Below are 23,907 nucleotides of genomic sequence, written 5' to 3' on the forward strand. Positions count from 1 at the left end.
TCGCGCTGCTGGCGCCGCACCCCTCATTCGAGGCCGAGGAGCAGGGGTGCCACCCCGGTGATCCGTAGCACCCGCAGAGTGACTCCGCTGGCACCTCGGACCGAGAGACGGGAACCGACCCGATCCGCCCGCTCACGCGTCAGCAGGAGTACGTGCACACCCGCGGCGCTGAAGAAACTGACGCCGGTCAGGTCGCAACAGACTTCCGGATGGCTGTCGACCGCGTTGAACAATGCCGTCGCCAGGCGCGGCGCGGTGTCCATGTCGACATACCCGACCGGGGCGACGACCATCCGGTCGGCGGAAATGGTCGCGGACAGGTCGAGGGGCTCGATGAAGCGGGTCACCTGGAACGGCAGCTCGGTGGAGCCCACCTCAGGGGAGCCGATTGCCGGACGGATGCCGAGTGTCGCTGGTGTGGCCTGCCCGGGGCTGATTGCCGCAGGGGGACGAGCGAAATGGGTCTGGAAAAGTGAGTGACGTTCGATCACAGGCTCACGCCTCCTGTCATGATCCGTAACAGGACGGGCGCGTGGCTTGACCCGAACTCAACGGTAATCGCAGGGACCGCCGACCGCCAGTCGACTCGTACACCGGTGCCAGAATCAGCCGGAGCTACGACTGCCGGGCCGCCACCTCGGGGCGGCACCAGCAGCCGGTTGTCGAGCGCTCACGGCAGGGAGCCCGCGTCACCGCGATCACGCTTGGGGCTCGCCGGCCGGGCCGCCCTCTCGACGAGCGCGGCAGCCACGTCGCGCAGTTTGCGGTTGGAGTCCTGGGACACCTTCGCGAGGACGGCGAATGCCTCGTCCGGGGTGCAGCGGCGTTCGCCCATGATGATGCCCTTCGCCTGCTCGATGACGGCGCGGCTCTGCATGGCCGACTGCATCTGCGCGGCCAGGGTGACGGTGGTGTCGTACAGGTGGGCGTTGGCGAGGGCGACGGCGGCATACCCGGCGAACGTCTGCGCGAGGGTGACCGCGTCGTCGTCGAAGGCGCCCGGTGCGATGCCGTAGATGTTCAGCGCGCCGAGCACTGTCTCCTGGATGGGGAACCCGATCGACAGTGAGCTGAGCGCTCCGTCCTGCACGGCTCGGGCCGCCCACTCCGGCCAGCGAGCCTCCTGGGCCATCTCCCGAACGGACACGACGGTGGCCCCTCGGGCCGCGTCCAAACACGGACCGTGGTCAAACTCGTACTGCAGCTCGTCGAGCCGGAGCGCCATCTCGCCGCTGAACGCGGCGGTGTGCGCCCCCTCCTGCTTCAACAACGTCACCGACACCTCCTCCGCGCCGGGGATCGTTCGCCGTGCGAGTTCGGAGACCTGGGTCAACACTCCGGACAGGTCGGTCTCACCGAATTTGATCTGGCCGAGTTCGATGATCGCCGCATTGGGATCAATGCGCTGCTGTGCCATGACTTCAAAGTCCTCGTGCCCGGGGCGCGTACCGGTTGCAGGAGGCGACGGCAGCGCGCGTGGTGATGACGCACCGCGAGCACGGAGCGCCGCACGGGCTCGCCAACCGAGCCCGGCGCCCGCTGCTGGACGCTGAGTGGCCGACGCCCAGGCGCCGGCTGCGGCAACAACTATACGACGCCGCGCGGAGCGGCCCCGAAGGTGCGGCCCGGCCGGGCCCGGCGCGGATACCGGGACGACGAGTGGCGTGGACGGCGTGTCGCGTGCCGTTCGGGCCGGCAGGTCAGCGGCAGTCGTTTGACCTCTGCGGCGACTGGGCATGGTGGCACGGAAAGCGTGAGCGCGATGCCCGGCCTGGGATGTCTCGATCCCACCCAGGGTGTGCGAGCCGGGTCTCGTCCTCACCCGACAGTGGCTACGGGAGGCACCGATGCCAGCAGGATCAAGCCCCAAGAGGGAGCGGCAGTACGAGCACATCAAGGACAGCGCGCAGGAACGCGGCGCCTCGACCGGCCGGGCCAAGGAGATCGCCGCCCGCACGGTGAACAAGGAACGGGCCCGTTCAGGTGAGGCGCGTACGTCGAGCCGGTCGTCCCGCAACGACGTGTCGTCCGGGCATCGTGGCGGTAAGCGCTCCCACAGCGGCGCGCAGGGTCGCACAAAGGAGCAGCTGTACAACGAGGCGAAGCAGCATGGCATCAAGGGGCGCTCTTCGATGTCGAAGGCGGAGCTGGAACGCGCCCTGTCGAAGTAGCGATCCTTCCGGGTGGGCGGTGCCGGCGTACCTCGGGTGCCGGCACCACACCGCGGTCGAGGTCGTCAGACCTCGGACGTGCCGGCCGCCCGGTCGACCAGGGCCTGGGCGACGTCGCGGACCTTGCGGTTGGAGTCCTGGGAGACCTTCGACAGGATCGCGAACGCCTCGGCCGGGGCACAGCGCCGCTCGCCCATGATGATGCCCTTGGCCTGCTCGATGACCGCCCGGTTGGCCATCGCCTCGCGCATCTGCCGGGCGAGGTTCGCGGTGCTGTCGTAGAGCTGGGCGTTGGACAGGGCAACCGCGGCGTACGCGGCGAACGTCTCCAGCACCTCCACGGTCTCGTCGTCGAAGGCCTCGGGTGTGTGCGCGTAGACGTTGAGCGCTCCGACGACAGCTTCCTGGATCGGCAGGCCGATCGACAGTGAACTGCCCAGGCCCTGCTGCCGGGCGCGGTCGGCCCACTCGGGCCACCGGTCCTCGTTGACGAGATCGGGGACGGACAGGACGTCGCCGCTGGCCGCCGCTTCCAGGCAGGGACCCCGCCCCTGGGCGTACTGCCGCTCGTCCATCTCGCGGGCCACCTCGTTGGTGAACGCCGCCGTGTGCCCGACCCCGCCGCGGATCAGGGTGACCGATGCCTCCACCGGCATGGGCAGAACGCGTTTCGCGAGCTCGGCGACCCGCTGGAGGACCTCGTCGAGATCCACCTCGGAAAGCTTGATGCTCCCGAGTTCGGCGAACGCGCTGGCAGGGTCGGACGGCAGGCGGGGCATGTGCACCAGATCCTCGGGGCCGGCGCACGCTTCGCGGCGGAGCCGGCGGGCGCGCGGATGGCAGCACGTCGAGCGCGCTGCTGCACAGATCCTCGGACAGACCTGGGACCCACGCCGATTCCCTGACGCCGGCTCGCCTCGCCCCATCCGGGAGCAGGGGCTACAGAATTTTCACCCTACTCCCCCGGCCGCGAGGCGGCCCGCGACAACGACCGAGGGCGGCCGGCGGGCGTACTCAGACGGGCCTCAGCAGGGCGGCCAGCGCCTCGTCGCCCTGGCCGAGCTGCCCACCACCGGTCGACCCCGCGACCAGGAAACGCCGACAGCCGTCGAGTTCCACGTACCGGTCGGGACCGGCGGTGCCGTCCAGTGGACGCAACACGGCGAAGCGGGACGCCGGGGCGGCGCAGTCGACCACCGCCCGGCGGTTGCCCAGCGCTCGCAGCACACCCGCCTGACGCTCGGCCGGCAGCGGCCCGCCGTACACGAAGTCGCCTGCCGGTTTGCCACCACCCCGCTCTGCCGGCGGCACCTGGTAGACGCAGAGGCGCAGCGGCCCGGCAGCCGGCGAGGTGCCCGGCGCGGGCGGCCCGGGCCGGCCGTTGCTGGTCTCCACCCACACCAGGTCCGTCCACCGCTGCGCGCATCCGGCGGTCTCCGCGGCCGGGTCTTCGACCCGCTCGACGACGCGGCTGTCCACGATGGTGGTCGACAGTTCGGCCAGTGCCGTCCGCACCTCCGCGCGCGGCTTGCCGCAGGTGTCCGTGGGGAGGTACGGCCGCAGCCAGCGGCCCCGGTCGTCGAGCAGGGCCAGCCACGGTGGGACGATCATTTCCAGGGTGCAGTTGGTGTCCCGGTCGGAATCCTGAGCGGGCAGACGCAGTGCGGTGAGCAGCTGCGCGATCTGCGTGGCGCGCCGCTCGGTGGCGACCTGGTCCTGCCCTCCACCTCGACCCGGACGCAGTTCCCGGCCGCAGAGCACGGCCGCGACCGGGGTGAACGCGGGGTCGACGCGCCCGACCCTCGGGTCGACCCCGGCGGGTGTCGGCGCCCCCGTGTTCGGCACGTGCATGATCGCGCCGGCCTGTGGTGCCGTTTCGGCGCAGGAGGTCCACGCTTCGAGGATCTGCGCCGGGCCGGGCTCATCGGCCCCGCCCGGACCGATGGTCGTGCCACCGCAGCCACCCAGGGCCACGCCGAGCAGTGCCACCGCCAGTGCCGTTCGACCAGAGCGCATCCGGCTCACCACCTCTCCACCCGAGGATGGGACGGACGACGGCCACCCCCGGTTCCGACAGGACTGGAACCGGCACCATCCGTCGGGCGTCACAGTGGGATGGACAGACTCCGTGCCGCGATCCTCAGCACCACCACGTTGCTCGCCATGGTGGGGTGTTCCGGCCCCGCACCGAGTGCCCCGACGGCAAGCCGGACCGCGCCGCCGAGCCCAGCGGCGCCCACCGTGCGTGTCGTCGAGGAGGACCGAGCCGACCTGCACCTCTGGGTGACCAACCAGTCGTTCCGCGACGATCCGGTCGTCCTCACGGTCAGCATCGACGGCACCAAGATCGTCGATCGACACTTCGCGGTCGAGAATCAGCACAACTTTGTCCTGTTTCCGGTGCAGGTCCCACCGGGTCGCCATGTGGTGCGCGTCGTCTCGGGCACGGGGGTCGAGATCCAGGAGACCTTCACGATGCCCGAGGCCGGGCGCCAGTACGCGGCCATCGACTACGAAAACGCCATGGACGATGCTGGTCGGAAGGTCAACTGGTTCATTCGGTCCACCCCGATCGCGTTCGCCTGACCGAGCGACGGCGTGACGCGGGTGACCGGCGGGGACGCCACCGGGCGAAGGGGCGACGCCCACCGGCATGATGACCGAATGGCACATCTGGGACTTGTCGCGCTGCTGGTCAAGGAGTACGACGAGGCGATCGACTTCTACGTCGGCGACCTCGGTTTCGAGCTGCTGGAGGACACCGCCCGACCGGACGGTTCCCGCTGGGTGGTGGTCCGCCCGGCGGGCGCCCGCGAGACGGCGTTGCTGCTGGCCCGGCCGAGCACCGCCGAGCAGCGGGCACGGGTCGGTGACCAGACCGGCGGCCGGGTCGGGCTGTTCCTCTACACCGAGGACTTCGCGCGTGACCACGCCCGGATGGTGGCAGCCGGGGTGCGTTTCCTGGAGGAGCCACGGCACGAGGCGTACGGTTCGGTGGCGGTCTTCGTCGATCTCTACGGCAATCGGTGGGACCTGCTGCAGCCGCGCAGTACGCCGTGACACATTAGCGACACCGCGCGCACATTAGGTTACGCTCGGCACCACCCATGCTATTCTCCGATGTCGATCTCTGCCGCGCGGACCCCTACCGGGTCGTTGTCGGAAGGACACCTCCCGATGCCGGCCGTTGCCGCTCCCACCGTGCCGCCCACGCTGGACAATCCCGCCGGTGGTGCGCTCGTCCTCATCTTCACCACCATCCCGGCGATACTGCGTCTGACCTGCGGTGTGATCGGTGGGGCGGTGGCCCTGTCGGTGCCGGCCCCGTCGGTCGAGCTCGCCGTGCTGCTGCCCGGTGTGGCAGCGCTGACCGGCTGGTCGATCTGGTACGCGTACCGCGCGATGCGCAAGGGAATCACCCCGAGCCTGGTCGCCGCTGACGTCACGATCACCGCGCTGGCCTGTCTCCTCATCCCCGTGCTGGTCGCACCCGGGGTGCTGCCCGGCGAGGGCAGTTGGATCGCCGTGCTGGCCAGCACCACGGTGATCAACGCACAGGCCACCGCCCCGGCGCGCTTGTCGATTCCGGCGGGGCTGCTCGTCACCGTCACCTACGCGACGGGCGCGCAGGCCGCCGGCAATGCCACCGAGGCACGGGCACACGCGACCACCCTGCTGGTACAGACCGCCTGCACGGCGATGATGGCGGCGGTGATGCGCCGACGCATCGGTCGCGCCGACCGTGCGTTCGTCGAGCATCAGCGGCTGACCCGGCAGGCACTTGTCGCGCGGGCCGCCCGGGACGCCGAACGCCAGCAGAACCGCGACCTGCACGACACGGTGCTCGGCACCCTCACCATGGTGGGACTCGGTGCGGTGACCGGGTCCTCGGCCACGTTTCGCGACCGGTGCGACGCCGACCTGCGTACCCTCGTCGCGCTCACCGACGTCGGCCCGGTGGCCGGCGACGGCCCGGTGCCGCTCGACGGTCGGATGCGGGCGGTGGCGGGCCGACTGCCCGAGCTGTCGGCACAGCTGGACCTGACGCCGTGCGCGGTGCCCGCCGGGGTGGCCGACGCGATCGGCGAGAGCACCTACGCGGCGCTGTCCAACGTGGTCCGTCACGCGCCGGGCGCGCGGGTCACGCTGCGACTGAGCAGGCACGCGGTCGGCGTCGTGGTCGAGGTCGCCGACGACGGCCCCGGCTTCGACCCGGCCACCGTCCCACCCCACCGGTACGGGCTGCGCGAGTCCATCCACGGCCGGATGGCAACGGTCGGCGGGCGGGCCGGCGTGCGATCGGCACCCGGAGCCGGCACCCGAATCCGACTGGAGTGGCCCGGTGTCGGCTGATCTCGGCGCCGCGGCGCCGCACACCGTCGCGATGGAGACACCGGAGCGGATCGGCGTGCCCGTCCCCCGGGAGCCGGCGTCCACGGCGGGGCTCGCCGCGCCGGCCGCGGTGGCGCACGCGTCCGACCGGGGCGCCCGGATCGTCGCCGTGGCCATCGCACTGGCCTGGCACGTCGCGATCGGGCTGCCGGCGGTGTTGGCCGCCCGAGCGGAGTTCACCGCGCCGACGGTGGTGCTCGGCGGCTGGGCGCTGGTCGCGGTGGCCGGCGCGGTGGCCGGGGTACGACTGCTGCGCGGCTCGCCGCTGCCGCCTGGGCTGCTGGCCGGGCTGCTGCTGGCCGTGGACGTGGCCGTCTTCGCCGCGGTCGGCGAGGAGCAGTTGTTCACCGCCGCCAACTGGGTGTGGGGCACGCTCGGCTGGTTCTTCGTGCTTGCGGTGTGGGGTCGGCGGGTGGTGGGGCTGGTCGCGCTGCTGAGCACACACGCGATCATCGCGCTGCTCGCGGTGCTCGGGCACGGCCCCGACCCGACGGACGTGGCCCGCTACGTGATGTACGTCTACGGCACGTTCTCCCTCCCGGTGGCGGTGTTCGTGGGCAGCGCGACAATCGTGAGCTTGGCTCGCGAGCGGGCCGCCGTCTCCGCTGCCGCCCACGCGATGGCGGCGGAACGCGATGCCGCCGAGCGCGGCCTTCGGGAACGCCGGGACCGGCTCGCCCTGGTCAGCTCGGCTGCCGGGCGTGTGCTCGGGGAGTTGGCCGCCGGCCAGGCCGACCCGGACGACCCGGAGGTGCAGCGCCGCTGCGTGTTGGCCGCCGCCCGGCTGCGCCGACTGATCGCCGAGTCCGACGACGTGCCCGACCCGCTGCTGCACGAGTTGCGAGCGGCCGCCGACCTCGCCGAACGCAACGGCCTACCGATCGACCTGGTCACCATCGGCACCCCACCGCCGCTGCCGGTGGAGATTCGCCGTCGGCTGGCCGACCCGCTCACCGGCGTCCTCGCCGACGCCCGGCACTGGGCCCGACTGACAGTGGTCTCCGGCCCGGACGAGGTGGTGGTCAGCCTGGTCACACCGGACCGGGAGGGTCCCGACGCCACCGGCCCACCCCCGGGGGAGCACGACGACGGGCAGGTGGAGCACCTCTACGAACGGGACGGAAGCATCAGATGGGCGCAGACCCAGTGGCGACGGTGAGCGGTGACCGGCCGATCGGGGTGGCGATCGTCGACGATCATCCGGTCGTGGTCGAGGGGGTCCGTGCCTGGCTCGCCGCCGAGCCGCGGCTGACCGTACTGGCCACCGGGGACGACCCGGACGAGGTGCTGCGGACGGCACCGGACGCCGACGTCGTCCTGCTCGACCTGCGGCTGCACGGGCGGATGGCCCTGGACAAGCTGGCCGAGCTGAGCGCCACCGGGAGGCGGGTGGTGGTCTACTCGGAGCACACCGACCCGCCGACCATGCTCGCCGCGCTGGACGCCGGGGCGGTGGCGTTCCTGGCCAAGCACGAGGGCCGGGAGCACTGTGTGGCGACCGTGCTGGCCGCCGCGAGTGACCGCCCGTACGTGCCGCCCGCGCTGGCCGGGGCGATGGTCGGCGACCCACGACCGGACCGGCCGATGCTGTCCGACAAGGAGCGTGAGGCGCTGCTGCTCTGGTTCCAGTCGATGTCGAAGGCGTCGGTGGCCCGCCGGATGCAGATCAGCGAGCACACCGTGAAGCAGTACGTCGACCGAGCGCGGATCAAGTACACCCGGGCGGGGCGGCCAGCCGCCACAAAGGCGGCATTACTCGCCCGCGCGATCGAGGACGGACTCGTTCGCCCGGAGGAGATCGGCATCTACCGGTCACACGCGACGCACGACCGGACGACCCCCTAACAGGCGTCATGACAGCGGCCCTCCGATCCGACAGGCTTCATTCACAAGCCAGCTGACCGGAAGGTCGTGACGATGCACGCCGACACGTCCCCCTTCTTCATCGGTCCCCACCGGTTCGACGCTCCGGACGACGACGTGGGGCCGACCCTGGACCGCCGCTACAACCTGCGGCCCGAGCCCGGTGAGCGGGTGCTCGGGCGGCACCAACTGCTGGTCGCGGGCTACCTGCTCGGGCCGAGCGAGGCACGGCGTCGCTGGCAACTACCCGCGCCGGTCTCGGTGACCGTCACCGACCAGCGGGTCTGCTGGGTGGGCAGCGGCGCGCAGCTGGCGCTGGTCGTCGACGACACGCCCCGGGCACGGCCACCCGCCCGGCTCAACGGCCTGATGAGCGGGCAGATCCGCTGGCAGTGGCCGTCCCGGTTGGAGATGCTTACCGCCGATCGGGACGCGCCGACGCAGTTGTTGGTCGTCTGCGACGCGTTGCGCACCATTCAGCAACCGGCACTGGCCCTGGGTGGACCGTCCGCCGCGGTGGCGGCGCTGGCCCAGCAGGTCCGCCGGGCGGTGGCCGAGTTCCGGCTCACCCGCCCCCAACTGGTCGACCTCTCGGCCCAGGAACGCGACGTGCTGCTGCTGCGCGCCGGCCCCAGCCTGCTCGCCGGGGACACCCGGATCACGCTGCCCGGTTCGCTGCCGGTGGAGTTCCACTCCCGAGACGACTACTACCGCTCGGGGCCGGAGCCGGCGCCGTGGGGCGGGTTCGCGGGCGGCGCGGCATCCGGGCATCGGTGACGCCGACGGCCCACGCGGCGGCTGCCCACGGTGACCGGACGACGGCGTCCGCACCGGCAGACCTCGGCACGCCCGGGTGCGGAACCACCCGGCACCGTGACGTCAGACGCTTGACGCCCGTTGCTGCTCCTCGGCCGCGTCCAGGGCGGCGGCCTCCTCCGGCGTGGGAGCGCTGCCGCCCAGGTGCGCGGGCAGCCACCAGGTGTCGTCCGGGCCGGCCGGCGCGTCCGGGTATTCCCGCTGGGCCCGTTCGACGAGCGCGCTGAGCCTGGTGTTCAGCTCGGTGGCCAACAGGTTCGGGTCCGGGAAGTCCGCCGGGTTGATCGGCTCGCCGATCAGGATGGTGATCGGCGTGTGCCGGCGGGTGAGGGTGCGCGGGCGGCCCTTGGTCCAGAGCCGCTGGGTCCCCCACAGCGCGACCGGCAACACCGGGACCTTCGCCGAGCGGGCCATCCGGACCGTGCCGCTCTTCAACTCCTTGACGGTGAACGACTGGCTGATCGTCGCCTCCGGGAAGACGCCGACGATCTCGCCGCGCTTGAGGGCGGCGACGGCGGTGCGGAACGAGGCCGCGCCGGCCTCCCGGTCCACCGAGATGTGCCGCATCCCGCGCATCAACGGGCCGGAGATCCGGTGCGAGAAGACCGACTTCTTGGCCATGAACCGCACCAGCCGACCCGACGCGTTCGCGCCCAGACCGGCGAAGATGAAGTCGAGGTAGCTGATGTGGTTGCCGGCCAGCACCGCCCCGCCGGTACGGGGCACGTGGTGAGCGCCCTCGATGGTGATCTTCAGATCGAGAAGACGGAACATCGTCTTGGCAGCGGCGATAACGGGCGGGTACACGAGCTCCGGCATCCGCAGAATCTACCCTGCCAGCCTGGGTGACGGACCGGCGGCGGCGCGGGTCGCGCGCCGCCGCCGGCTCGACGGGTTGGTCGATCAGTCGGCGAGCTTGTCCAGGTCCAGTCGGCCCCGGGCGAACGCGTCCACCCGACCCCAGCGACCCGGGATGTCCAGCACCTCGATGCGGCCCATACCCACCGGCAGTCGTGGCTCGACCGACAGGTGACCGTCGTGCGGCTCCAGACCGAGCATGGTCCGCAGCAGCAGCAACGGGGTGCCGGTCGACCAGGCCTGCGGGCTGCACGCGGTCGGATACTCCACCGGGAACTTGGTGAGGTCCCGGGGGTAGCCGCCGAACGCCTCCGGCAACCGGCCGTCGAAGTACGTGGCCGCGTCCAGGATCCCGTTGGCGATGGTGGCGGCCTCCTCGGCGAAGCCGTACCGGCGCAGGCCCCAGGCGATGAACGAGTTGTCGAACGGCCAGATCGTGCCGTTGTGGTAGCCGATGGGGTTGTACCGGGCCTCCCCCTCGGCGAGCGTCCGCACACCCCAACCGGAGAAGAGCCGCGGCCCCACCAGGTGGTGCGCGATCTTCTCCGCCCGCTCGGAATCGACGATTCCGCTCCACAACAGGTGGCCGATGTTGGAGCTGAGGATGTCGCACTGGCGGCCGTCCGGGTCCAGGGCCAGGGCGTAGAACTCGCCGTCGGCCACCCACCAGTCCCGGTTGAACCGCTCCTTCAGCGCTGCCGCCTCCCGCTCCAACTGGTCGGCGAACTCCGGGTCATCCCAGAACTGGCGAGCCATCCGGGCAGCGCGGATCTTCGCGTCGTACGCGTACCCCTGCACCTCGCAGGTGGCCCGTGGGAACGGCGGCAGCGTGCCGTCGGAGTAGGAGATGGAGTCCCACGAGTCCTTCCAGCACTGGTTCTCCAGGCCGGTGTCGGTGTTGCGCCGTTCGTACCAGATGTAGCCGTTGCCGACCAGGTCGGCGTAGTTGTCGATCCACCGCAGCGCCGCCCGGGCCTCCTGCTCCAACTCCTTGACCAGGGCGACGTCCCCGGTCCACCGCTCGTACTCGTCGAGCAGCACGACGAACAGCGGCGTCGCGTCCACCGAGCCGTAGTACGGCGAGTGCGGTTGTTCCTCGAAGGCCGCTGTCTCGCCGTACCGCATCTCGTGCAGGATGCGCCCCGGGTCCTCGTCGCGGAAGTCGTCGAACCGGCTGCCCTGCAACGAGGCGAGGATGCGCAGCGTCGTCTTCGACAGCTGCGGGGTGAACGGCAGCGTCTGCAGGCAGGTGAAGATGCTGTCCCGACCGAACATGGTCATGAACCAGGGCAGGCCGGCGGCCGGCAGGGTGGCGCCCCCCAACGACAGGGGCGAGAAGCGCAGCGCGGCCAGGTCGATCAGGCTGCGCCGGTAGGTGCTGGCCACCCGACCATGCTGACTGTTGACCTTCGGAGCGTCCGCGATCCACTGCTCCAGGTCGTGCTCGAGGGCGAGCCGCTCGTTGCCGTGCACCCGCAGCCCGAACCGCAGGTCCCGGCCACCCGGACCGACCGCGTGCGTCTGGACGTCGATCGAGGTTTCCCACTGCTCGTTGGGTTCCAGATGAACCGTGTACACGAAACCCTCGCTGTCGTACCGGGCCGACATCGACGAGGAGACGACGGTCTCCCGCCGGAAGTTGCCCCGGCGATAGCCCAGCCGGAGCCGGTCGGACTCGACCTCGGTGTAGATCTCGCCCTTCTTGTTGAGGATCTCGTCCTTGACCTGGAACAGGTCGGCGAAGTCCGACGCCGCGTCCATCCGGACTTCCAGATCGACAGGTTTCTCGTCGTGGTTGAGGATGGTGAGCTGCTCGCAGAAACTGCCGCCCACCGTGCGCTCGCGGATGATCGACAACTTCGCGTCGATGTAGTGCGTGGCCATCCCCGGGACGAGGAAGAACCGGGACTCGAAGTACTGGAGATCGTCGTAGGAGAGCGAGTTGAGCCGCTCACCGTTGACGGTCAGCACCCAGGTGGACAGAAACCGGGTGTCGATGGAGAAGAGCCCGGTCGGCTCGCTCGGAGTCGCCTCGATGTCGCCGGTGTCCTGGCAGACGACGAACGTGTTGCCGTCCAGGATCCGGACCGTGTTGGACTGCCCCATCAGTACCCCTCCCCGGCAAAGCGTCGACGGGGTCCCCGGGCGTCCGGCGAACTCGGGAAGATCCGCTCCACCTGCACCACCAGCCGGGCGTCACCGGTCACCGTCATGTCCCCGCGCAACAGTGCGGCGAGGCCGTGCTCGCGGCCCGCGGCGATGTCGTCGAAGAGGATCGGGCTCGCACCGATGACGGTGTCAGCTTCCCGGTCCTCCTGGCTCACGTTGACCCGGCCGTGGTCGATTCTCAGCAGCCAGTGCCGGGTCTGCGCCCCCTCGTGCAGGTCGATACGCAGTGTCCCCGAGGTCTTCGCCAGCAGGGGTTCGTACCCCCGCCGGTCCAGGTCCTCGAAGAACCTCGTGGTCGCGTCCACCATCGAGTCCACTCCTCCCAGTTGCCCGGGCTCCCGCGCCGCGCTCCCGTCGCGCGGCCGGCCGGCGTCGCACGTCCCGGCACGGGTCCCCGAAGGCCCTCCGGCCAATCTCGCCCGGATCGGGTGAGTGGCGGCGTCCCGACAGCGCAGCGCCGGCCCTCCCGGAAGGGGAGAGCCGGCGCACGTCCGCGGCGGACGGTCAGTTGTTCGGGTCGTCGGCGCTGATGTCCGCGAGCACCGACTGCGGTTCGCGCTCCACCGCGAGGTCACCCATCGAGATCAGACCGACCAGGCGCCCGTCGTCGATCACCGGAAGCCGGCGTACGGCGTACGTGCGCATCAGGTCCGCAGCGGCCACCGCGTCGTCGTACTGACTCACGGTGATCACATCGCGGGTGGTGATCTGGTTCAGGTGGGTCGAGCCCGGATCCATGTTCTCCGCGACACCACGCACCGTGATGTCCCGGTCCGTGACGATGCCGACCACGTTGTCGCCATCGGTCACCACCACGTCTCCAATCGCACTGTCGCGCATCTCCTGCGCGGCGGCGATGAGCGTCTCGTTGCCGTCCATCGTCACCAACCGGGTCGTCATGAACTCTCCGACCGTTGTCATGGTGCTCCCCTCTCGGTGTCGGCACGGCCGTCTACCCGCCGCCCGGGAGGGGGTAACGCCCAGCGCCGGTGTCTATCTGCGCGGGTGCGGGTGCCGCAGCCGCCGCAACTCGTACAGGCCGCTGCTGGTCACCGAGAAGAAGATCGGCAGCAGCAGGAAGACCAGCAGTGCGAGCAGCGGGTTGACCAGGTATCCGACGAGGATCGCCAACGCATACCCCAGGACGCCGGCCGCGGCCCGCAACCGCTCGCTGGGGAAGAACGAACCCGACACGGCCTCGTGCAACAGATCGCGACGGCGGGCCAGGTAGTGGTACAGCGCCAGCCAGGTCAGCGAGAGAAACGCGCCGGCCAGGCCGTAGAGGACCACGCCGGCCCGTTGGTCCGCCCGGTCCCCCTCCCGCAGTGCCTGCGAGAGCACCGAGGTGGCGAACGGCAACAGCGCGGTGCTGAACAGCACCCCGAGGTTGTACCACTGGAGGCCCTTGCCGCTGCTTGTCACCCGGTTGAAGGCGGACCGGTGGTTCAACCAACTGACCGCCACGAACACGTACGACGTGACGTAGGCGAGGTACGCCGGCCACTGCTCGAAGAGCGCGTCCAGCAGCTGACCGCGTCCGACCCGGGGTGGCTGCAGGTCGAGCACCAGCAGCGTGATGATGATGGCGAAGACACCGTCGCTGAACGACAGCAGACGGGACGTTTCCCGCCGCAGGGACGGGCCGCCGGGGCGGGCCTCGTCGCCCGTTGTGTCGGCGCCCAACGGTTCCTCCCCGCTCTCCGGTGCCGGCGGACTCGGCACGGCAGCGCGGTATACCCGCCGACGGGCGGCACACCCGCAGGCCTCGCCTGCGCCTGCCGACCGGCAGCGACGAGCGCGTCAGCCTCGGGGCGGCATCCCGTAGACCCGCTCCACGTGCAGCCGCAACACCAGCCGCCCGTCGTCGACCATGGCCTGGCGGTACTCGTTCCAGTCCGGGTGCTCGCCACTGAGCGCCCGGTAGAGCGCCACCAACTCCTCCACCGTGTCGTCGCCCGGCTCGGCGGCTGGCGCGGTCAGCTCGGCGCGGCCCTCGACCACCGCGTACGCCCAGCCGTCCGCGCTGCCGACGTGGAAGCTGGCGCGCGGGTCCCGACGCAGGTTCGCGGTCTTGGCCCGGCCGTCGGTGACCGAGACCCGGATCAGGCCGGCGTCCCGGTCGAAGGAGTAGACCACTGTGGACATCTGCGGTCGCCCGTCCCGCTTGATCGTCGCCAGCACGCCCATGGAACGGCTGGAGATCAGGTCGGTCAACGCCTGCTGGGTGCTGTCATCCGGCACGGTTTCCTCCTCCAGAGGTCGTTTTCGTCCCATCCAAGCACGCCCGTCCGACCGGCGCGGCGCTCAGACGCGACCGAGCCCCCGCCGTCGTCGGCGAGGGCTCGGGGTGAGGGCGACGGTCAGCGACGCTCGGCGGCGACCAGCTCGGCGAGTTGCACCGCGTTCAACGCGGCGCCCTTGCGCAGGTTGTCGTTGGAGCAGAACAGGGCCAGCCCGTACTCGACGGTCTCGTCGGCGCGGATCCGGCCCACGTACGTCGGGTCCTGGCCGGCGGCCTGCAACGGCGTCGGAACGTCGGTCAGTGCCACCCCGGGCGCGTCGGCCAGCAGCTCGTGGGCGCGCTGCGGGGTGAGCGGCCGGGCGAACCGGGCGTTGATCTGGAGCGAGTGCCCGGTGAAGACCGGCACCCGGACGCAGGTGCCGGACACCTTCAGGTCGGGGATCTCCAGGATCTTGCGGCTCTCGTTGCGGAGCTTCTGCTCCTCGTCGGTCTCGAACGAGCCGTCGTCGACGATCGAACCGGCCAGTGGGAGGACGTTGAAGGCGATCGGCTGGCTGAACGAGCGCGGCGCGGGGAACTCCACGGCCGACCCGTCGAAGGCCAACCCGGCGGCGTGCTCGGCCACCTTGCGGACCTGTTCGTCCAGCTCGGCGACGCCGGCCAGCCCTGCGCCGGAGACCGCCTGGTACGTGGAGACGACCAGCCCGATCAGACCAGCCTCGGCGTGCAGCGGCCGCAGCACCGGCATCGCGGCCATCGTGGTGCAGTTGGGGTTGGCGATGATGCCCTTCGGGCGGTCGAGGGCCGCGTGCGGGTTGACCTCGGCGACCACCAGCGGCACCTGCGGGTCCATCCGGAACGCCGACGAGTTGTCGATCACCACGGCGCCGGCCTCGGCGACCCGGGGAGCCAGCTCCCGTGCCGTGCCCTTACCGGCTGAGAAGAGCACGATGTCCAGTCCGGAGTAGTCCGCGGTCGCGGCGTCCTCGACGGTCACCTCGCCGTCGCGCCACGGCAGCGTCCGCCCGGCCGACCGCGCCGAGGCGAACAACCGCACCTGCTCCGCCGGGAACTTCCGTTCCGCCAGCACCTGCCGCATCACGCCACCGACCTGGCCGGTGGCCCCCACAATGCCGATCCTCATGCCCGCGAGGCTACCCAGACCACCCCCAAACCCGGGAGCCCTTTCCCACCCCCCGGGTCCCGCATCACACGAACCCACCCCACCCACCCACCTTTGGTCGATCATGAGGTTATAGCCGCGACACGCCGGGGCGCGTCACTACAACCTCATGATCGACGAGGGGTGGGCAGGGCTCGGGCAGTCGGGCGGGGGGACTGGGGTGGTTAGGGGAGCAGGTCGCCCAGGGATGCTGCGGTCAGGTCGTCGCGGATCACTGCGGCGTCGCCTTCGATGACCAGGGTCAGCGCGTCCGGGTGCAGGTGGGTGGCCGCCGCGGCGGAGACCTGGTCCACGTCCGCGGCGAGCAGCGACTCACGCAGCCGGGCGTGGTAGTCGTCCGGCAGGTCGTGCACCACGAGCGTGGTCAGCGCGGACGCGATCGCCCGAGGGCTCTGCAACTCGATCGAGAGCTGCCCGGCCCGCCAGGACCGGGCCACTTCCAGCTCGTCCTCGGTCACCCCACCGGCCTGGGTACGGCTGATCTCACCCACCGCCTCGATCAGGGCCGGCACGGTGACCGCGGTCTGCACACCGGAGCTGACCCCGAACCGACCGAAGCGGCGGGACGAGGCGAAGTCACCCCGAACGCCGTAGGTGTAGCCGTGCACCTCGCGCAGCAGGTGGTTGAGGCGGGAGGTGAACGCCCCGCCCAGGACCGTGCCGGCGAGGGTCATCGGCACGTGGTCGGGGTGCGCCCGGTGCGGCGACGGGTGGCCCAGCCGCAGCGTGGACTGCACCGAGCCGGGCCGGTCCACCAGGATGATCCGCCGTCCGGCGTGCAGCGGCACCTCGATCGGGCCACCCCGCTCGGCCGGCCCACCACCGGTGCCGGCGAACGCCGCGGCGGCCAGCGCGTCCAGGTCGATCCGGTCCAGGTCGCCGGCGACGATCAGGGTGCCGGGACGCAGGAACCACTCGGAGTGGAAGACGGTGACGTCCTCCACGTCCAGGCCGGCGACCGACTCCGGGTCGCCGTACATCGGCCGGCCCCACCGGTTCTGGGCGCCGAACAGGTCACCGCGCAGCGCGGCGTCGGCGCGGGGGCCGGGATTGGCCCAGTCCATCCGCAGCGCGGTCGCCTCGTCGTCCCGGACCCGGCGCACGTCGGCGGGGTCCAGCTTCGGCGTCCGGACCGCTTCCGCCAGCAACTCCACGGCGGCGCTGAGTCGGTCCACCGGGATCACCACGCTGGCCTGGAACGAGTCCCAGTCCAGCCCGGTCGACAACGAGGTGCCCAGCCCTTCGACGGCGAGCGCGTACGCGGCGGCGTCCCGCTGCGCCGTCCCCTCCTCCAATGCCTTGGCCAGCACACCGGACAGGCCCTCCTTGCCAACCGGCTCCTGGCCCGCGCCCACGTCGAGCAGCAGCAGGGCCACGGCGAGGTTCTGCCCCGGCAGGTGCGCGGCGACGACCTGACCACCGGCCACGGTACGGCGAACCACCTGCGGGAACCGGTACGGACGGGCGGCACCCGGGCCGGGACGGTCGGCGATCAGCGTCATGAGGTCTCCTCGGGCAAGTAGGTCAGCAGCACCCGGTCGGTGGCGAGCACCTTGGCGGCGGCCTCGGCGATCTGCTCGGCGGTGACCGCGAGCAGGCCCGGCAACTGGTCGGCGACGCGGGCCGGGTCACCGAACTGCGTGGCGTACCGGCCGAGCAGGTCCGCGCGACCATCCACCGTGGACAGCTGACGCCACCACCCGGTGCTGAGCATCGCCTTGGCCCGATCCAGCTCGGCGGCGGTGACCGGCACGGTTGCCAACTCGTCGACGACCTCGGCCAACCCCTCGGCCAGTCGCTCGGCGCTCACCCCGGGGCGGGCGGTGGCGGTGGCGATCAGCGGTGCCGGGGCGTGCGCGAGATCCACCCCGTACGCCCCGACCAGGTCCGGCTGAGCGATCCGTTCACCGTCGGCGAGTCGCTGGTAGAGCCGGCTGCCCCGCCCGCTGCCGAGGACGGTGGCGAGCACGGTGACCACGTGGTACTCCGGGCTGCCGAACGGGTAGGTGCGGTGGGCGAGGTAGACCCGCGGCGCCGGTACGTCGGCGCTGACCGACTCGACTGCCGTCTGCCCGGTCGCCGGGACGTTTCGGCCGTCCGGGGCGGCCGGGATGTCGTCGCGTGCCGGCAGCGCCCCGAAGTACTTGTCGGCGAGCGCGAACACGTCGGACGCGGTGGCGTCGCCGACCACGGTGAGCACCGCGTTGTTGGGGGCGTAGTAGGTCTGATGGAACGCCTGGAAGGTGGCCAGGTCGGCGGCGTTCAGGTCGGCCATCGAGCCGATCGTCGCGTGGTGGTACGGGTGTCCGGCCGGGTAGAGCAGCGGCAGCAGACGCAGCCAGGCGTCGCCGTACGGCACGTTCTCGTACCGCTGCCGGCGCTCGTTCTTGACCACGTCCCGCTGGTTGTCCAGCGTCTCCTGGGTGAGCGCGGGGACCAGGCCGCCCATCCGGTCGGCCTCCAGCCAGAGCGCCAACTCTAGGTGCTCGGCCGGGACCGTCTCGAAGTAGTTGGTCCGGTCCGGGTTGGTGGTGGCGTTGAGCGAGCCACCGGAGCCCTGGATCAGCTTCATGTGCTCGGTCTTCGCCACGTTCACCGAGCCCTCGAACATCAGGTGTTCGAAGAGGTGGGCGAAGCCGGTCTGCCCGCTCGGCTCGTGTCGGGAACCGACGTCGTACCAGAGGTTGACGGCCACGGCGGGCGCGGTGCGGTCCTCGCTCACCACCACGCGTAGGCCGTTGTCCAGTCGGGACGTCTCGATGGGCCAGGGGTAACCGCTGTCGGGCATACCCCGACGCTATCCGATCTCGCGGGCGGAAAGGTGACGTGCGGTGGGTCGGCGAGCCGGCCCCGGGCATCGAGACGGCCCTCCGGGGTACCGGAGGGCCATGACCGTCACCTCGCCCCCGTCCCGGTCCGCCGCCGTCGTCGAACGTGCCAGCTCCGCACTCGGCCGGCTGCGCCACGGCCGGCTGCTGCATCCGGCCGGTCGCTCGTTCGCCGGCGAGGTGGTGATCTGGGGTACGCCCGGACCACCCACCGGGGTCGCCCTGCTGGACGAGCCCGGCCGGTACCGGGCCACCGTCCGGCTCTCCAAGGGAACCCCCACGCCCGGCGGCTGGCCGGACGTGCTGGGCGTCGCGCTGCGCCTGCACCGTGACAGCGGTCGACCGTTCGACCTGCTGGTCAGCTCCAGCGGCGCGGCCCCCCTGTTGCGGAACCTGCCGCTGCCCCGACGGCGCTTCACCGGGACGTACAGCACGATCGCGGGTTATCGCGTGGGACCGCGCCGGGTCTGGCTGGCCACGCTGGCCGACCCCGACTCCGTGGACCTCGGGAGCAGCCTGCACACGGTGGCCGCCGCGACCCGGACGGACACACCGCGCCTGGTGCTCGCGGTCGCGTCCGCCGTCGGGCCGTGGCGGCCGGTGGGGCAGGTCGGGATCGGTGCCCCGCTCAGCGCCGAGGAGGACGCCGCGCTCGCGTTCGACCCGGTGCGGAACCTGCCATCCGAACTGCGGGCGGCAGGTCCGCTGGCCTGGCTGCGGGAGCACACCTACCGGGGATCCCGCCGGGCGCGTGGGGCCACCGCTCAGTCGGGTGGCTCGACCGCGACCACTGTCTGATCCGAGGTACGACGTTCCAGCACCGTGTCCGGCGCCGCGTTCTGGTCCGCCTCCCGGAGGTCCGACTCGGCGAGGATGGCCTCGGCCTGCGCCTCCGGATCGTCGCTGCCCGCGGCGATCTCCTCGGGCAGGAGGTGGTGGGCGCGGGACTCCACCCGCTCCTGATCGCTCTGCTCGTCAGTCATGGCTCCCCTGTTACCCCGACCCCGCCTCCGGCACGCGGTCTCCGCCCCGCATCTTGGGACGACGGGCCGGAGGTTCCCGTCCGGTCGGGTACGCTTGCCCCCGTGACGCGTTCCTATCGATGGTTTAGGCAGCCGGCTGGCACGCCGGTGACTTCACCATGAACTGACGTCACCACGGACCGAGCCGGCTGGGCAGGAGCTGTCGTTCCTGCCCTTTTGCGTACGAGCAGCCGGCTCGGCTCGGGCACCGGCCCCGGGCACGGTCGGCGGAAGGATGCCCACCGTGACGACCCCGGAGACCGATCGGGTCAGCGATCAGCGGATCGACCGTGTCGTGCCGCTGACCACACCCGCCCTGCTGCACCACGAGTTGCCCCTGGACGCCTCGCTCGCGTCGGCCGTGCTGACCGGTCGCCGCGCGGTGGGTCGCGTGCTGGATCGCGAGGACGACCGCCTGCTGGTGGTGGTCGGCCCCTGCTCGGTGCACGACCCGGCCGCCGCCCTCGAGTACGCGGGGCGTCTGCGCGCGGCAGCCGACCGGCTCGCCGACGACCTGCTGATCGTCATGCGGGTCTACTTCGAGAAGCCGCGCTCCACAGTCGGTTGGAAGGGCCTGATCAACGACCCGGGCCTGGACGGCAGCGGCGACGTCAACACCGGCCTACGGCTGGCCCGAGCGCTGCTGCTCGACGTACTGCGGGTCGGTCTGCCGGTGGGCTGCGAGTTCCTCGACCCGATCACGCCGCAGTACATCGCGGACACGGTGGGCTGGGGCGCGATCGGCGCCCGCACCGTGGAGAGTCAGGTGCACCGCCAACTCGCCTCGGGTCTGTCCATGCCGATCGGCATGAAGAACCGCCCGGACGGCAGCATCGGCACCGCTGTGGACGCGATCCGGGCCGCCGGCGTGCCGCACGTGTTCCCCGGCATCGACTTCTCCGGTACTCCGGCGATCATGCACACCCGGGGCAACACCGATGGTCATCTGGTGCTGCGCGGTGGGGGCGGGCGACCCAACTACGACGCGGACTCGGTCGCCGGGGCGCTCGACCTGCTCCGCGCCGCGGAACTGCCGGAGCGGCTGGTGATCGACGCCAGTCACGCCAACAGCGGCAAGGATCACCGCAACCAGCCTCGGGTCGCCTTCGACGTCGCCGCCCAGTTGGCCGCCGGCCAGCGCGGGATCACCGGCGTGATGCTGGAGTCGTTCCTGCTGCCCGGCCGGCAGGACCTCGACCCGACCCGGACGCTCGAGTACGGCCGGTCGGTCACCGACGCCTGCCTCGGTTGGGACGACACCGTCGAGGTGCTCGACCACCTGGCCTCCGCGGTACAGGCCCGCCGGGCCACCCTGCCGGCGACGGTGTGACCGCCGACACTGCGGCTCGCGGAACACGGGTGAGGGTCGGCTCGTTGACCGAGGTGTCGGTGTGTCATGTGTCCCCGGGCCTCACCTAAATAGCCTTCGCGGAATACCGTCCGGCTGGAGCCGCGTAGTGCCACTCGCCGAGAGGCGACCTGCACACCGACACCAGCGCCGCCCCCGGCCCACCCGGCCGGGGGCGGCGCTGTCTGTGTGCCCTGGGGGCCGACCAGGGGACGTGGGCCGAGCCACCGGCGTGACGTTTGACCGATTCCGCCCCGGGTAGCTGATCGAGGTGACCGACGACGCATTCGTGCCCGACGAGCCGGACACCCGGGCCCTCGATGACCTGCTGAACGACGTCTACCGGGCGCAGGAGCGGGTCACCCAGGCGGAGATCTACCGCCAGGCGGTGGCCGCCGAGCTTCCGCCGGATCTGCTCGCGCGTATCGACGCGCTGCCCGAGGGCGAGTACTCGGTGGACGAGGCCAGCGACCTGCTGGGCGGTTCCATCGGCTGAGCGACCTGGGCGATTTCATCGGCTCACCGACCTGGGCGGTTCCACCGCTGGGGCCACCGCAGAAGGGACACCGACATGACGCACCACGAGGACCACGACGAGAAGGTGCCGGCGCTGGGTCAACCGCCGAAGGGCAGGGACACCACGCCCGAGCCGGACTTCGCCAACGAACACGACCGCACCGCCGTGGACCGGGACATCGTCACCGGTGCCGACGAGGACGAACGCGAGCCGGAGTCGCCGCACGGCTGGTCCGGTATGGAGCGCTGAGACAGGTACGACAAAGGGGGGCCGGCGTCCGTCGGCCCCCCTTTGTGCGTGCACTCGGTCAGTCGTCGTCGTGGTGCCCACCCTCGGCGGCCTGCTGTGCCGTCGCGTACGCCATCTGAAGGAAGTCCGACGCGGCGACCGCCGTCAGCGCGGTGGCCACCAGCCGGGTCAGCCGGGGTGCGAGCACCAGGCCACCGGTCAACCCGGTGGCCACCCAGACCGCCAGGCAGAACGGGCAGCTGAGCAGCTCGCCGATGGCATGCCGGGTCGGGCTGCCCGAGTCGCGGACCTGCTCCATCACCTCGCCGCTGCCGATCGGACGGTCATACTGGGTGAACGGCGCCCGCAGGGGGCTGGTCACCGCGTCCTTGGACAGCAGCCGGCTCAGCTTGTGCGTGGCGATGGAGAGCAACACCACGTCGGACGGGGCGGGTCGCTCCGGTACCGGCCGGCCGGTCGCCTTGACCAGGCCGGCGAGTGCCCCGGTCACCCCGGCGTAGGCACCCATGGCCACCAGGTAGCCGCCGAGCGGCCGGTGTTCGTGCGGCGCGTACGCCCGGCGCAGCCGCGCCGCCTTCTGTCGCAGGCCAGTGTCGCTCACCCGGTCTCCTCACTATCTCGTGGTGGTGCGGGAGCGGCGTCCCGCGTGGCCGCCTCAGCCGGCCTGGAGGTTGTCGGCGACCTCGCGTGCCAGGTTGGTGAGCGCCTCGTCGGCCAACTGGTCCGGACCGGAACCGTCCGAACCGTCGGCCAGATCGAGCTGGATCCGGGCGCCACCGGAGTCGGCCGACTCCACCCGGATCTCGGCGGACCAGTCGGCGTCGCCACCCCACCGGGCGCGCAACTCCGCGCCGCTGATCTCCGCGGTGGGGTTACCGCCGCCGCGCAGCGGTTCCGGCAGCCAGGCGGAGGCGCGGTTGGGGTCGGTGGCGGTATTGAAGACCACCTCGGGTGGCGCGGACATCCCGCGCACGGCGCGCGCCGCCATCAGGAGTCCCGCAGACGGTTGGGGTCGACCTCCCGGCCTGGGTGACGCGCCAGGTATTCGGTCTCCAGCTCCGCGGTGCGCCGCAGGTGGTTGGCGAGCGCGGAGTCCGCCGCGTGCCGCAGGGTGTCCAGGCGGGTGCGGTGCAGGCTGTGCATCTCGCGGATCAGATCCTCGTCGCTCAGCTCCGTCGGGTCGACGCCGGGCAGGTCGCCGTCGAGAGCGCCCGCCGGGTCGGCGAGGTGATCGCCACCCCACTCGGGCACCCGCTGCTCCGGGCTCATGTCCGTGCTGCCGCTGGACGCAAAGCCGTCCTCACGTACCGATCCGGTCATCATCGCCCCCCTTGATCTCGTTTGGGCTGGCGTCTAGACGATTGCCCAGGCGTGGTGTCGCCAAACCCTCCCGGCCACGCGACGACTACGACACCGTGTCGGAGACCGGCGGCGCCCCCGGTACTCTCGGTGCCATGAGGCGGCTCTGGACCCCGGCGTGGATCGCACGTCACGTGGCCATGGTCGTGCTGGTCGTGGGCTTCCTCGGGCTGGGCTGGTGGCAGATCAGCCGGGCCAGCGCCGGCAACAGCCTGAGCTGGGGGTACGCGGTCGAGTGGCCGATCTTCGCCGGCTTCGTGGTCTACGTCTGGTGGCGTGAGGTGAAGTTGGCCCGTCGGCGGGCGACCGACACCGACGCGCCTTCGGCGGAGCCGGCCACCGAGCCCGCGCCGACGGTCACCACGGGGTCCCGACCGGTGGTACGCCGACCGGTGCGGGTGTCCCGTGGGCCGTCCGGCGACGACGCCGTCGAGGACACGGACCTGGCCGCCTACAACCACTACCTGTCATGGTTGAGCGCCAATCCGGGCGCCCGACCCGGTGACTATCCCGGCTGAGCCGGGCTCGGAAGGACGGACGAAGGTGGGCGCTGCCCTTACCCGTTACCGCGCGATCGCCTGGATCGTGGGTGTCGTGCTGATCCTGCTGGTCGTGATCGGCATGCCGCTGAAGTACGTGTTCGACAACGCGGTCGTGGTGGAGACGGTGGGGCCCGCCCACGGGTTCCTCTACATGATCTACCTGGTGGCGGCGTTCGACCTGAGCCGTCGGGCCGACTGGCCGCTGAAGCGGATGCTGCTGGTGATGTTGGCCGGCACCGTGCCGTTCGTCTCCTTCTACGCCGAGCGCCGGGTCAGCGCCTGGGTGGCCGCACCGCAGGAGACCCGTACCCCGGAGCCGGTCGCCCGCTGAGCGGCCGACGGGGCCGA

At 71.4% G+C, this 23,907-nt stretch carries 30 protein-coding genes; 13 read left to right on the forward strand and 17 right to left on the reverse strand.

Translation table 11 applies throughout. The features are described 5' to 3' along the window. Nucleotides 1-23: 23 nt before the first annotated feature. Together AB0C25_RS15820 and AB0C25_RS15825 are read right to left on the reverse strand one after the other, a co-directional pair. On the reverse strand, nt 24-374 hold the full coding sequence (locus AB0C25_RS15820) for an STAS domain-containing protein (RefSeq protein ID WP_357373653.1): 351 nt from the start codon (nt 372-374) through the stop codon (nt 24-26). Between the two features lie 296 nt (nt 375-670). Then, entirely contained in the window at nt 671-1,417 is a 747-nt protein-coding gene (locus AB0C25_RS15825; RefSeq protein ID WP_357373655.1) for a GAF and ANTAR domain-containing protein, read from the reverse strand. Nucleotides 1,418-1,847: 430 nt separating this feature from the next. On the opposite strand from AB0C25_RS15825, the gene AB0C25_RS15830 reads away from it, so the two are divergent. After that, the gene (locus AB0C25_RS15830) at nt 1,848-2,171 is read left to right on the forward strand and encodes a plasmid stabilization protein (protein WP_357373657.1); all 324 of its coding nucleotides are present in this window, start codon (nt 1,848-1,850) and stop codon (nt 2,169-2,171) included. Nucleotides 2,172-2,236: 65 nt separating this feature from the next. On the opposite strand, the gene AB0C25_RS15835 is transcribed toward AB0C25_RS15830, so the two are convergent. Next, entirely contained in the window at nt 2,237-2,950 is a 714-nt protein-coding gene (locus tag AB0C25_RS15835) for a GAF and ANTAR domain-containing protein (protein WP_357373659.1), read from the reverse strand. Nucleotides 2,951-3,185: 235 nt separating this feature from the next. Then, a complete protein-coding gene (locus AB0C25_RS15840; protein ID WP_357373661.1) occupies nt 3,186-4,187 on the reverse strand; it encodes a hypothetical protein in 1,002 nt (333 codons plus the stop codon). A 99-nt stretch (nt 4,188-4,286) separates the two neighbouring features. On the opposite strand from AB0C25_RS15840, the gene AB0C25_RS15845 reads away from it, so the two are divergent. The 6 genes from AB0C25_RS15845 (at nt 4,287) to AB0C25_RS15870 (ending at nt 9,203) form a co-directional block, all read left to right on the forward strand. Beyond that, nucleotides 4,287-4,757, forward strand: coding sequence for a hypothetical protein (locus AB0C25_RS15845; RefSeq protein ID WP_357373663.1), 471 nt, complete (start codon nt 4,287-4,289; stop codon nt 4,755-4,757). 78 nt (nt 4,758-4,835) lie between these two features. Next, nucleotides 4,836-5,231, forward strand: coding sequence for a VOC family protein (locus AB0C25_RS15850; RefSeq protein ID WP_357373665.1), 396 nt, complete (start codon nt 4,836-4,838; stop codon nt 5,229-5,231). Between the two features lie 117 nt (nt 5,232-5,348). Continuing rightward, complete coding sequence (locus AB0C25_RS15855) at nt 5,349-6,524, forward strand: ATP-binding protein (RefSeq protein ID WP_357373667.1); 1,176 nt, start codon at nt 5,349-5,351, stop codon at nt 6,522-6,524. Then, complete coding sequence (locus tag AB0C25_RS15860) at nt 6,514-7,722, forward strand: hypothetical protein (RefSeq protein WP_357373669.1); 1,209 nt, start codon at nt 6,514-6,516, stop codon at nt 7,720-7,722. Before AB0C25_RS15855 ends, AB0C25_RS15860 begins: the two co-directional genes overlap by 11 nt. Next, nucleotides 7,695-8,408: a response regulator transcription factor gene (locus tag AB0C25_RS15865; protein ID WP_357373671.1), complete on the forward strand. Its 714-nt coding sequence runs from the start codon at nt 7,695-7,697 to the stop codon at nt 8,406-8,408. Before AB0C25_RS15860 ends, AB0C25_RS15865 begins: the two co-directional genes overlap by 28 nt. A 72-nt stretch (nt 8,409-8,480) precedes the next feature. Continuing rightward, nucleotides 8,481-9,203 (forward strand): hypothetical protein, encoded by a 723-nt coding sequence (locus AB0C25_RS15870; RefSeq protein ID WP_357373673.1) that lies wholly within the window; start codon nt 8,481-8,483, stop codon nt 9,201-9,203. Between the two features lie 102 nt (nt 9,204-9,305). Here the strand turns inward: AB0C25_RS15870 and AB0C25_RS15875 are convergent, their stop codons facing one another. From AB0C25_RS15875 to AB0C25_RS15915, 9 genes are all read right to left on the reverse strand, one after another. After that, nucleotides 9,306-10,061, reverse strand: coding sequence for a lysophospholipid acyltransferase family protein (locus tag AB0C25_RS15875; RefSeq protein ID WP_357254693.1), 756 nt, complete (start codon nt 10,059-10,061; stop codon nt 9,306-9,308). 84 nt (nt 10,062-10,145) lie between these two features. Next, nucleotides 10,146-12,206 (reverse strand): glycogen debranching N-terminal domain-containing protein, encoded by a 2,061-nt coding sequence (locus tag AB0C25_RS15880; RefSeq protein ID WP_357373675.1) that lies wholly within the window; start codon nt 12,204-12,206, stop codon nt 10,146-10,148. Continuing rightward, a complete protein-coding gene (locus tag AB0C25_RS15885) occupies nt 12,206-12,577 on the reverse strand; it encodes an SCP2 sterol-binding domain-containing protein (protein ID WP_357254697.1) in 372 nt (123 codons plus the stop codon). The genes AB0C25_RS15880 and AB0C25_RS15885 overlap by 1 nt, the downstream gene beginning before the upstream one ends. 196 nt (nt 12,578-12,773) lie before the next feature. Continuing rightward, nucleotides 12,774-13,190: a CBS domain-containing protein gene (locus tag AB0C25_RS15890; RefSeq protein ID WP_357373677.1), complete on the reverse strand. Its 417-nt coding sequence runs from the start codon at nt 13,188-13,190 to the stop codon at nt 12,774-12,776. Nucleotides 13,191-13,262: 72 nt separating this feature from the next. Further along, entirely contained in the window at nt 13,263-13,952 is a 690-nt protein-coding gene (locus AB0C25_RS15895) for a TMEM175 family protein (RefSeq protein WP_357373679.1), read from the reverse strand. 117 nt (nt 13,953-14,069) lie between these two features. Next, nucleotides 14,070-14,543 carry a PPOX class F420-dependent oxidoreductase gene (locus AB0C25_RS15900; protein WP_357373681.1) on the reverse strand — a complete coding sequence of 158 codons (474 nt, stop codon included), beginning with the start codon at nt 14,541-14,543 and terminating at the stop codon, nt 14,070-14,072. An 86-nt stretch (nt 14,544-14,629) separates the two neighbouring features. Further along, nucleotides 14,630-15,655, reverse strand: a complete 1,026-nt coding sequence (locus AB0C25_RS15905; RefSeq protein WP_357373683.1) for an aspartate-semialdehyde dehydrogenase — start codon at nt 15,653-15,655, stop codon at nt 14,630-14,632. Nucleotides 15,656-15,858: 203 nt separating this feature from the next. Further along, nucleotides 15,859-17,196, reverse strand: coding sequence for a pitrilysin family protein (locus AB0C25_RS15910; RefSeq protein ID WP_357373685.1), 1,338 nt, complete (start codon nt 17,194-17,196; stop codon nt 15,859-15,861). After that, nucleotides 17,193-18,482, reverse strand: a complete 1,290-nt coding sequence (locus AB0C25_RS15915) for a pitrilysin family protein (protein WP_357373687.1) — start codon at nt 18,480-18,482, stop codon at nt 17,193-17,195. Before AB0C25_RS15915 ends, AB0C25_RS15910 begins: the two co-directional genes overlap by 4 nt. Before the next feature lie 100 nt (nt 18,483-18,582). Between AB0C25_RS15915 and AB0C25_RS15920 the strand changes: the two genes are divergently transcribed. Beyond that, nucleotides 18,583-19,320 carry a phosphodiesterase gene (locus AB0C25_RS15920; protein WP_357373689.1) on the forward strand — a complete coding sequence of 246 codons (738 nt, stop codon included), beginning with the start codon at nt 18,583-18,585 and terminating at the stop codon, nt 19,318-19,320. Here AB0C25_RS15920 and AB0C25_RS15925 read toward each other — a convergent pair. Further along, nucleotides 19,287-19,505 carry a hypothetical protein gene (locus AB0C25_RS15925; RefSeq protein ID WP_357254715.1) on the reverse strand — a complete coding sequence of 73 codons (219 nt, stop codon included), beginning with the start codon at nt 19,503-19,505 and terminating at the stop codon, nt 19,287-19,289. The two genes, AB0C25_RS15920 and AB0C25_RS15925, sit on opposite strands and share 34 nt — an antisense overlap. 274 nt (nt 19,506-19,779) lie before the next feature. Between AB0C25_RS15925 and AB0C25_RS15930 the strand changes: the two genes are divergently transcribed. From AB0C25_RS15930 to AB0C25_RS15940, 3 genes are all read left to right on the forward strand, one after another. Further along, on the forward strand, nt 19,780-20,874 hold the full coding sequence (locus tag AB0C25_RS15930) for a 3-deoxy-7-phosphoheptulonate synthase (RefSeq protein WP_357373691.1): 1,095 nt from the start codon (nt 19,780-19,782) through the stop codon (nt 20,872-20,874). 289 nt (nt 20,875-21,163) lie between these two features. Then, nucleotides 21,164-21,388, forward strand: a complete 225-nt coding sequence (locus tag AB0C25_RS15935; protein ID WP_357254719.1) for a hypothetical protein — start codon at nt 21,164-21,166, stop codon at nt 21,386-21,388. 75 nt (nt 21,389-21,463) lie between these two features. Beyond that, complete coding sequence (locus AB0C25_RS15940) at nt 21,464-21,658, forward strand: hypothetical protein (RefSeq protein WP_357254720.1); 195 nt, start codon at nt 21,464-21,466, stop codon at nt 21,656-21,658. 58 nt (nt 21,659-21,716) lie between these two features. Here AB0C25_RS15940 and AB0C25_RS15945 read toward each other — a convergent pair whose 3' ends face one another. The 3 genes from AB0C25_RS15945 to AB0C25_RS15955 are packed head-to-tail and all read right to left on the reverse strand — an operon-like array spanning nt 21,717 to nt 22,981. Beyond that, a complete protein-coding gene (locus AB0C25_RS15945) occupies nt 21,717-22,259 on the reverse strand; it encodes a DUF1360 domain-containing protein (RefSeq protein ID WP_357373693.1) in 543 nt (180 codons plus the stop codon). A 54-nt stretch (nt 22,260-22,313) separates the two neighbouring features. Further along, nucleotides 22,314-22,646 carry a hypothetical protein gene (locus AB0C25_RS15950; RefSeq protein ID WP_357373695.1) on the reverse strand — a complete coding sequence of 111 codons (333 nt, stop codon included), beginning with the start codon at nt 22,644-22,646 and terminating at the stop codon, nt 22,314-22,316. Beyond that, entirely contained in the window at nt 22,646-22,981 is a 336-nt protein-coding gene (locus AB0C25_RS15955; protein ID WP_357373697.1) for a DUF6158 family protein, read from the reverse strand. Before AB0C25_RS15955 ends, AB0C25_RS15950 begins: the two co-directional genes overlap by 1 nt. A 131-nt stretch (nt 22,982-23,112) precedes the next feature. Here AB0C25_RS15955 and AB0C25_RS15960 point away from each other — a divergent pair, with 131 nt between their 5' ends. Both AB0C25_RS15960 and AB0C25_RS15965 read left to right on the forward strand, forming a co-directional pair. Then, the gene (locus AB0C25_RS15960) at nt 23,113-23,535 is read left to right on the forward strand and encodes a hypothetical protein (protein ID WP_357373699.1); all 423 of its coding nucleotides are present in this window, start codon (nt 23,113-23,115) and stop codon (nt 23,533-23,535) included. A 25-nt stretch (nt 23,536-23,560) separates the two neighbouring features. Next, nucleotides 23,561-23,890 carry a DUF3817 domain-containing protein gene (locus tag AB0C25_RS15965; protein ID WP_357254729.1) on the forward strand — a complete coding sequence of 110 codons (330 nt, stop codon included), beginning with the start codon at nt 23,561-23,563 and terminating at the stop codon, nt 23,888-23,890. The last annotated feature ends 17 nt before the right edge of the window (nt 23,891-23,907 follow it).

Origin of the sequence: Micromonospora sp. NPDC048839 (assembly GCF_040649915.1) — a bacterium.
GTDB lineage: Bacteria > Actinomycetota > Actinomycetes > Mycobacteriales > Micromonosporaceae > Micromonospora.

Coding starts and splice junctions, on each gene's coding strand:
- AB0C25_RS15930 (WP_357373691.1), top strand. CDS start 19,780: ATGCCCACCGTGACGACCCCGGAGACCGATCGGGTCAGCGATCAGCGG.
- AB0C25_RS15865 (WP_357373671.1), top strand. CDS start 7,695: ATGGGCGCAGACCCAGTGGCGACGGTGAGCGGTGACCGGCCGATCGGG.
- AB0C25_RS15905 (WP_357373683.1), bottom strand. CDS start 15,655: ATGAGGATCGGCATTGTGGGGGCCACCGGCCAGGTCGGTGGCGTGATG.
- AB0C25_RS15890 (WP_357373677.1), bottom strand. CDS start 13,190: ATGACAACGGTCGGAGAGTTCATGACGACCCGGTTGGTGACGATGGAC.
- AB0C25_RS15850 (WP_357373665.1), top strand. CDS start 4,836: ATGGCACATCTGGGACTTGTCGCGCTGCTGGTCAAGGAGTACGACGAG.
- AB0C25_RS15900 (WP_357373681.1), bottom strand. CDS start 14,543: ATGGGACGAAAACGACCTCTGGAGGAGGAAACCGTGCCGGATGACAGC.
- AB0C25_RS15950 (WP_357373695.1), bottom strand. CDS start 22,646: ATGGCGGCGCGCGCCGTGCGCGGGATGTCCGCGCCACCCGAGGTGGTC.
- AB0C25_RS15825 (WP_357373655.1), bottom strand. CDS start 1,417: ATGGCACAGCAGCGCATTGATCCCAATGCGGCGATCATCGAACTCGGC.
- AB0C25_RS15830 (WP_357373657.1), top strand. CDS start 1,848: ATGCCAGCAGGATCAAGCCCCAAGAGGGAGCGGCAGTACGAGCACATC.
- AB0C25_RS15840 (WP_357373661.1), bottom strand. CDS start 4,187: ATGCGCTCTGGTCGAACGGCACTGGCGGTGGCACTGCTCGGCGTGGCC.
- AB0C25_RS15940 (WP_357254720.1), top strand. CDS start 21,464: ATGACGCACCACGAGGACCACGACGAGAAGGTGCCGGCGCTGGGTCAA.
- AB0C25_RS15920 (WP_357373689.1), top strand. CDS start 18,583: ATGACCGTCACCTCGCCCCCGTCCCGGTCCGCCGCCGTCGTCGAACGT.
- AB0C25_RS15875 (WP_357254693.1), bottom strand. CDS start 10,061: ATGCCGGAGCTCGTGTACCCGCCCGTTATCGCCGCTGCCAAGACGATG.
- AB0C25_RS15925 (WP_357254715.1), bottom strand. CDS start 19,505: ATGACTGACGAGCAGAGCGATCAGGAGCGGGTGGAGTCCCGCGCCCAC.
- AB0C25_RS15915 (WP_357373687.1), bottom strand. CDS start 18,482: ATGCCCGACAGCGGTTACCCCTGGCCCATCGAGACGTCCCGACTGGAC.
- AB0C25_RS15955 (WP_357373697.1), bottom strand. CDS start 22,981: ATGATGACCGGATCGGTACGTGAGGACGGCTTTGCGTCCAGCGGCAGC.
- AB0C25_RS15845 (WP_357373663.1), top strand. CDS start 4,287: ATGGACAGACTCCGTGCCGCGATCCTCAGCACCACCACGTTGCTCGCC.
- AB0C25_RS15885 (WP_357254697.1), bottom strand. CDS start 12,577: ATGGTGGACGCGACCACGAGGTTCTTCGAGGACCTGGACCGGCGGGGG.
- AB0C25_RS15880 (WP_357373675.1), bottom strand. CDS start 12,206: ATGGGGCAGTCCAACACGGTCCGGATCCTGGACGGCAACACGTTCGTC.
- AB0C25_RS15960 (WP_357373699.1), top strand. CDS start 23,113: ATGAGGCGGCTCTGGACCCCGGCGTGGATCGCACGTCACGTGGCCATG.
- AB0C25_RS15910 (WP_357373685.1), bottom strand. CDS start 17,196: ATGACGCTGATCGCCGACCGTCCCGGCCCGGGTGCCGCCCGTCCGTAC.
- AB0C25_RS15870 (WP_357373673.1), top strand. CDS start 8,481: ATGCACGCCGACACGTCCCCCTTCTTCATCGGTCCCCACCGGTTCGAC.
- AB0C25_RS15855 (WP_357373667.1), top strand. CDS start 5,349: ATGCCGGCCGTTGCCGCTCCCACCGTGCCGCCCACGCTGGACAATCCC.
- AB0C25_RS15835 (WP_357373659.1), bottom strand. CDS start 2,950: ATGCCCCGCCTGCCGTCCGACCCTGCCAGCGCGTTCGCCGAACTCGGG.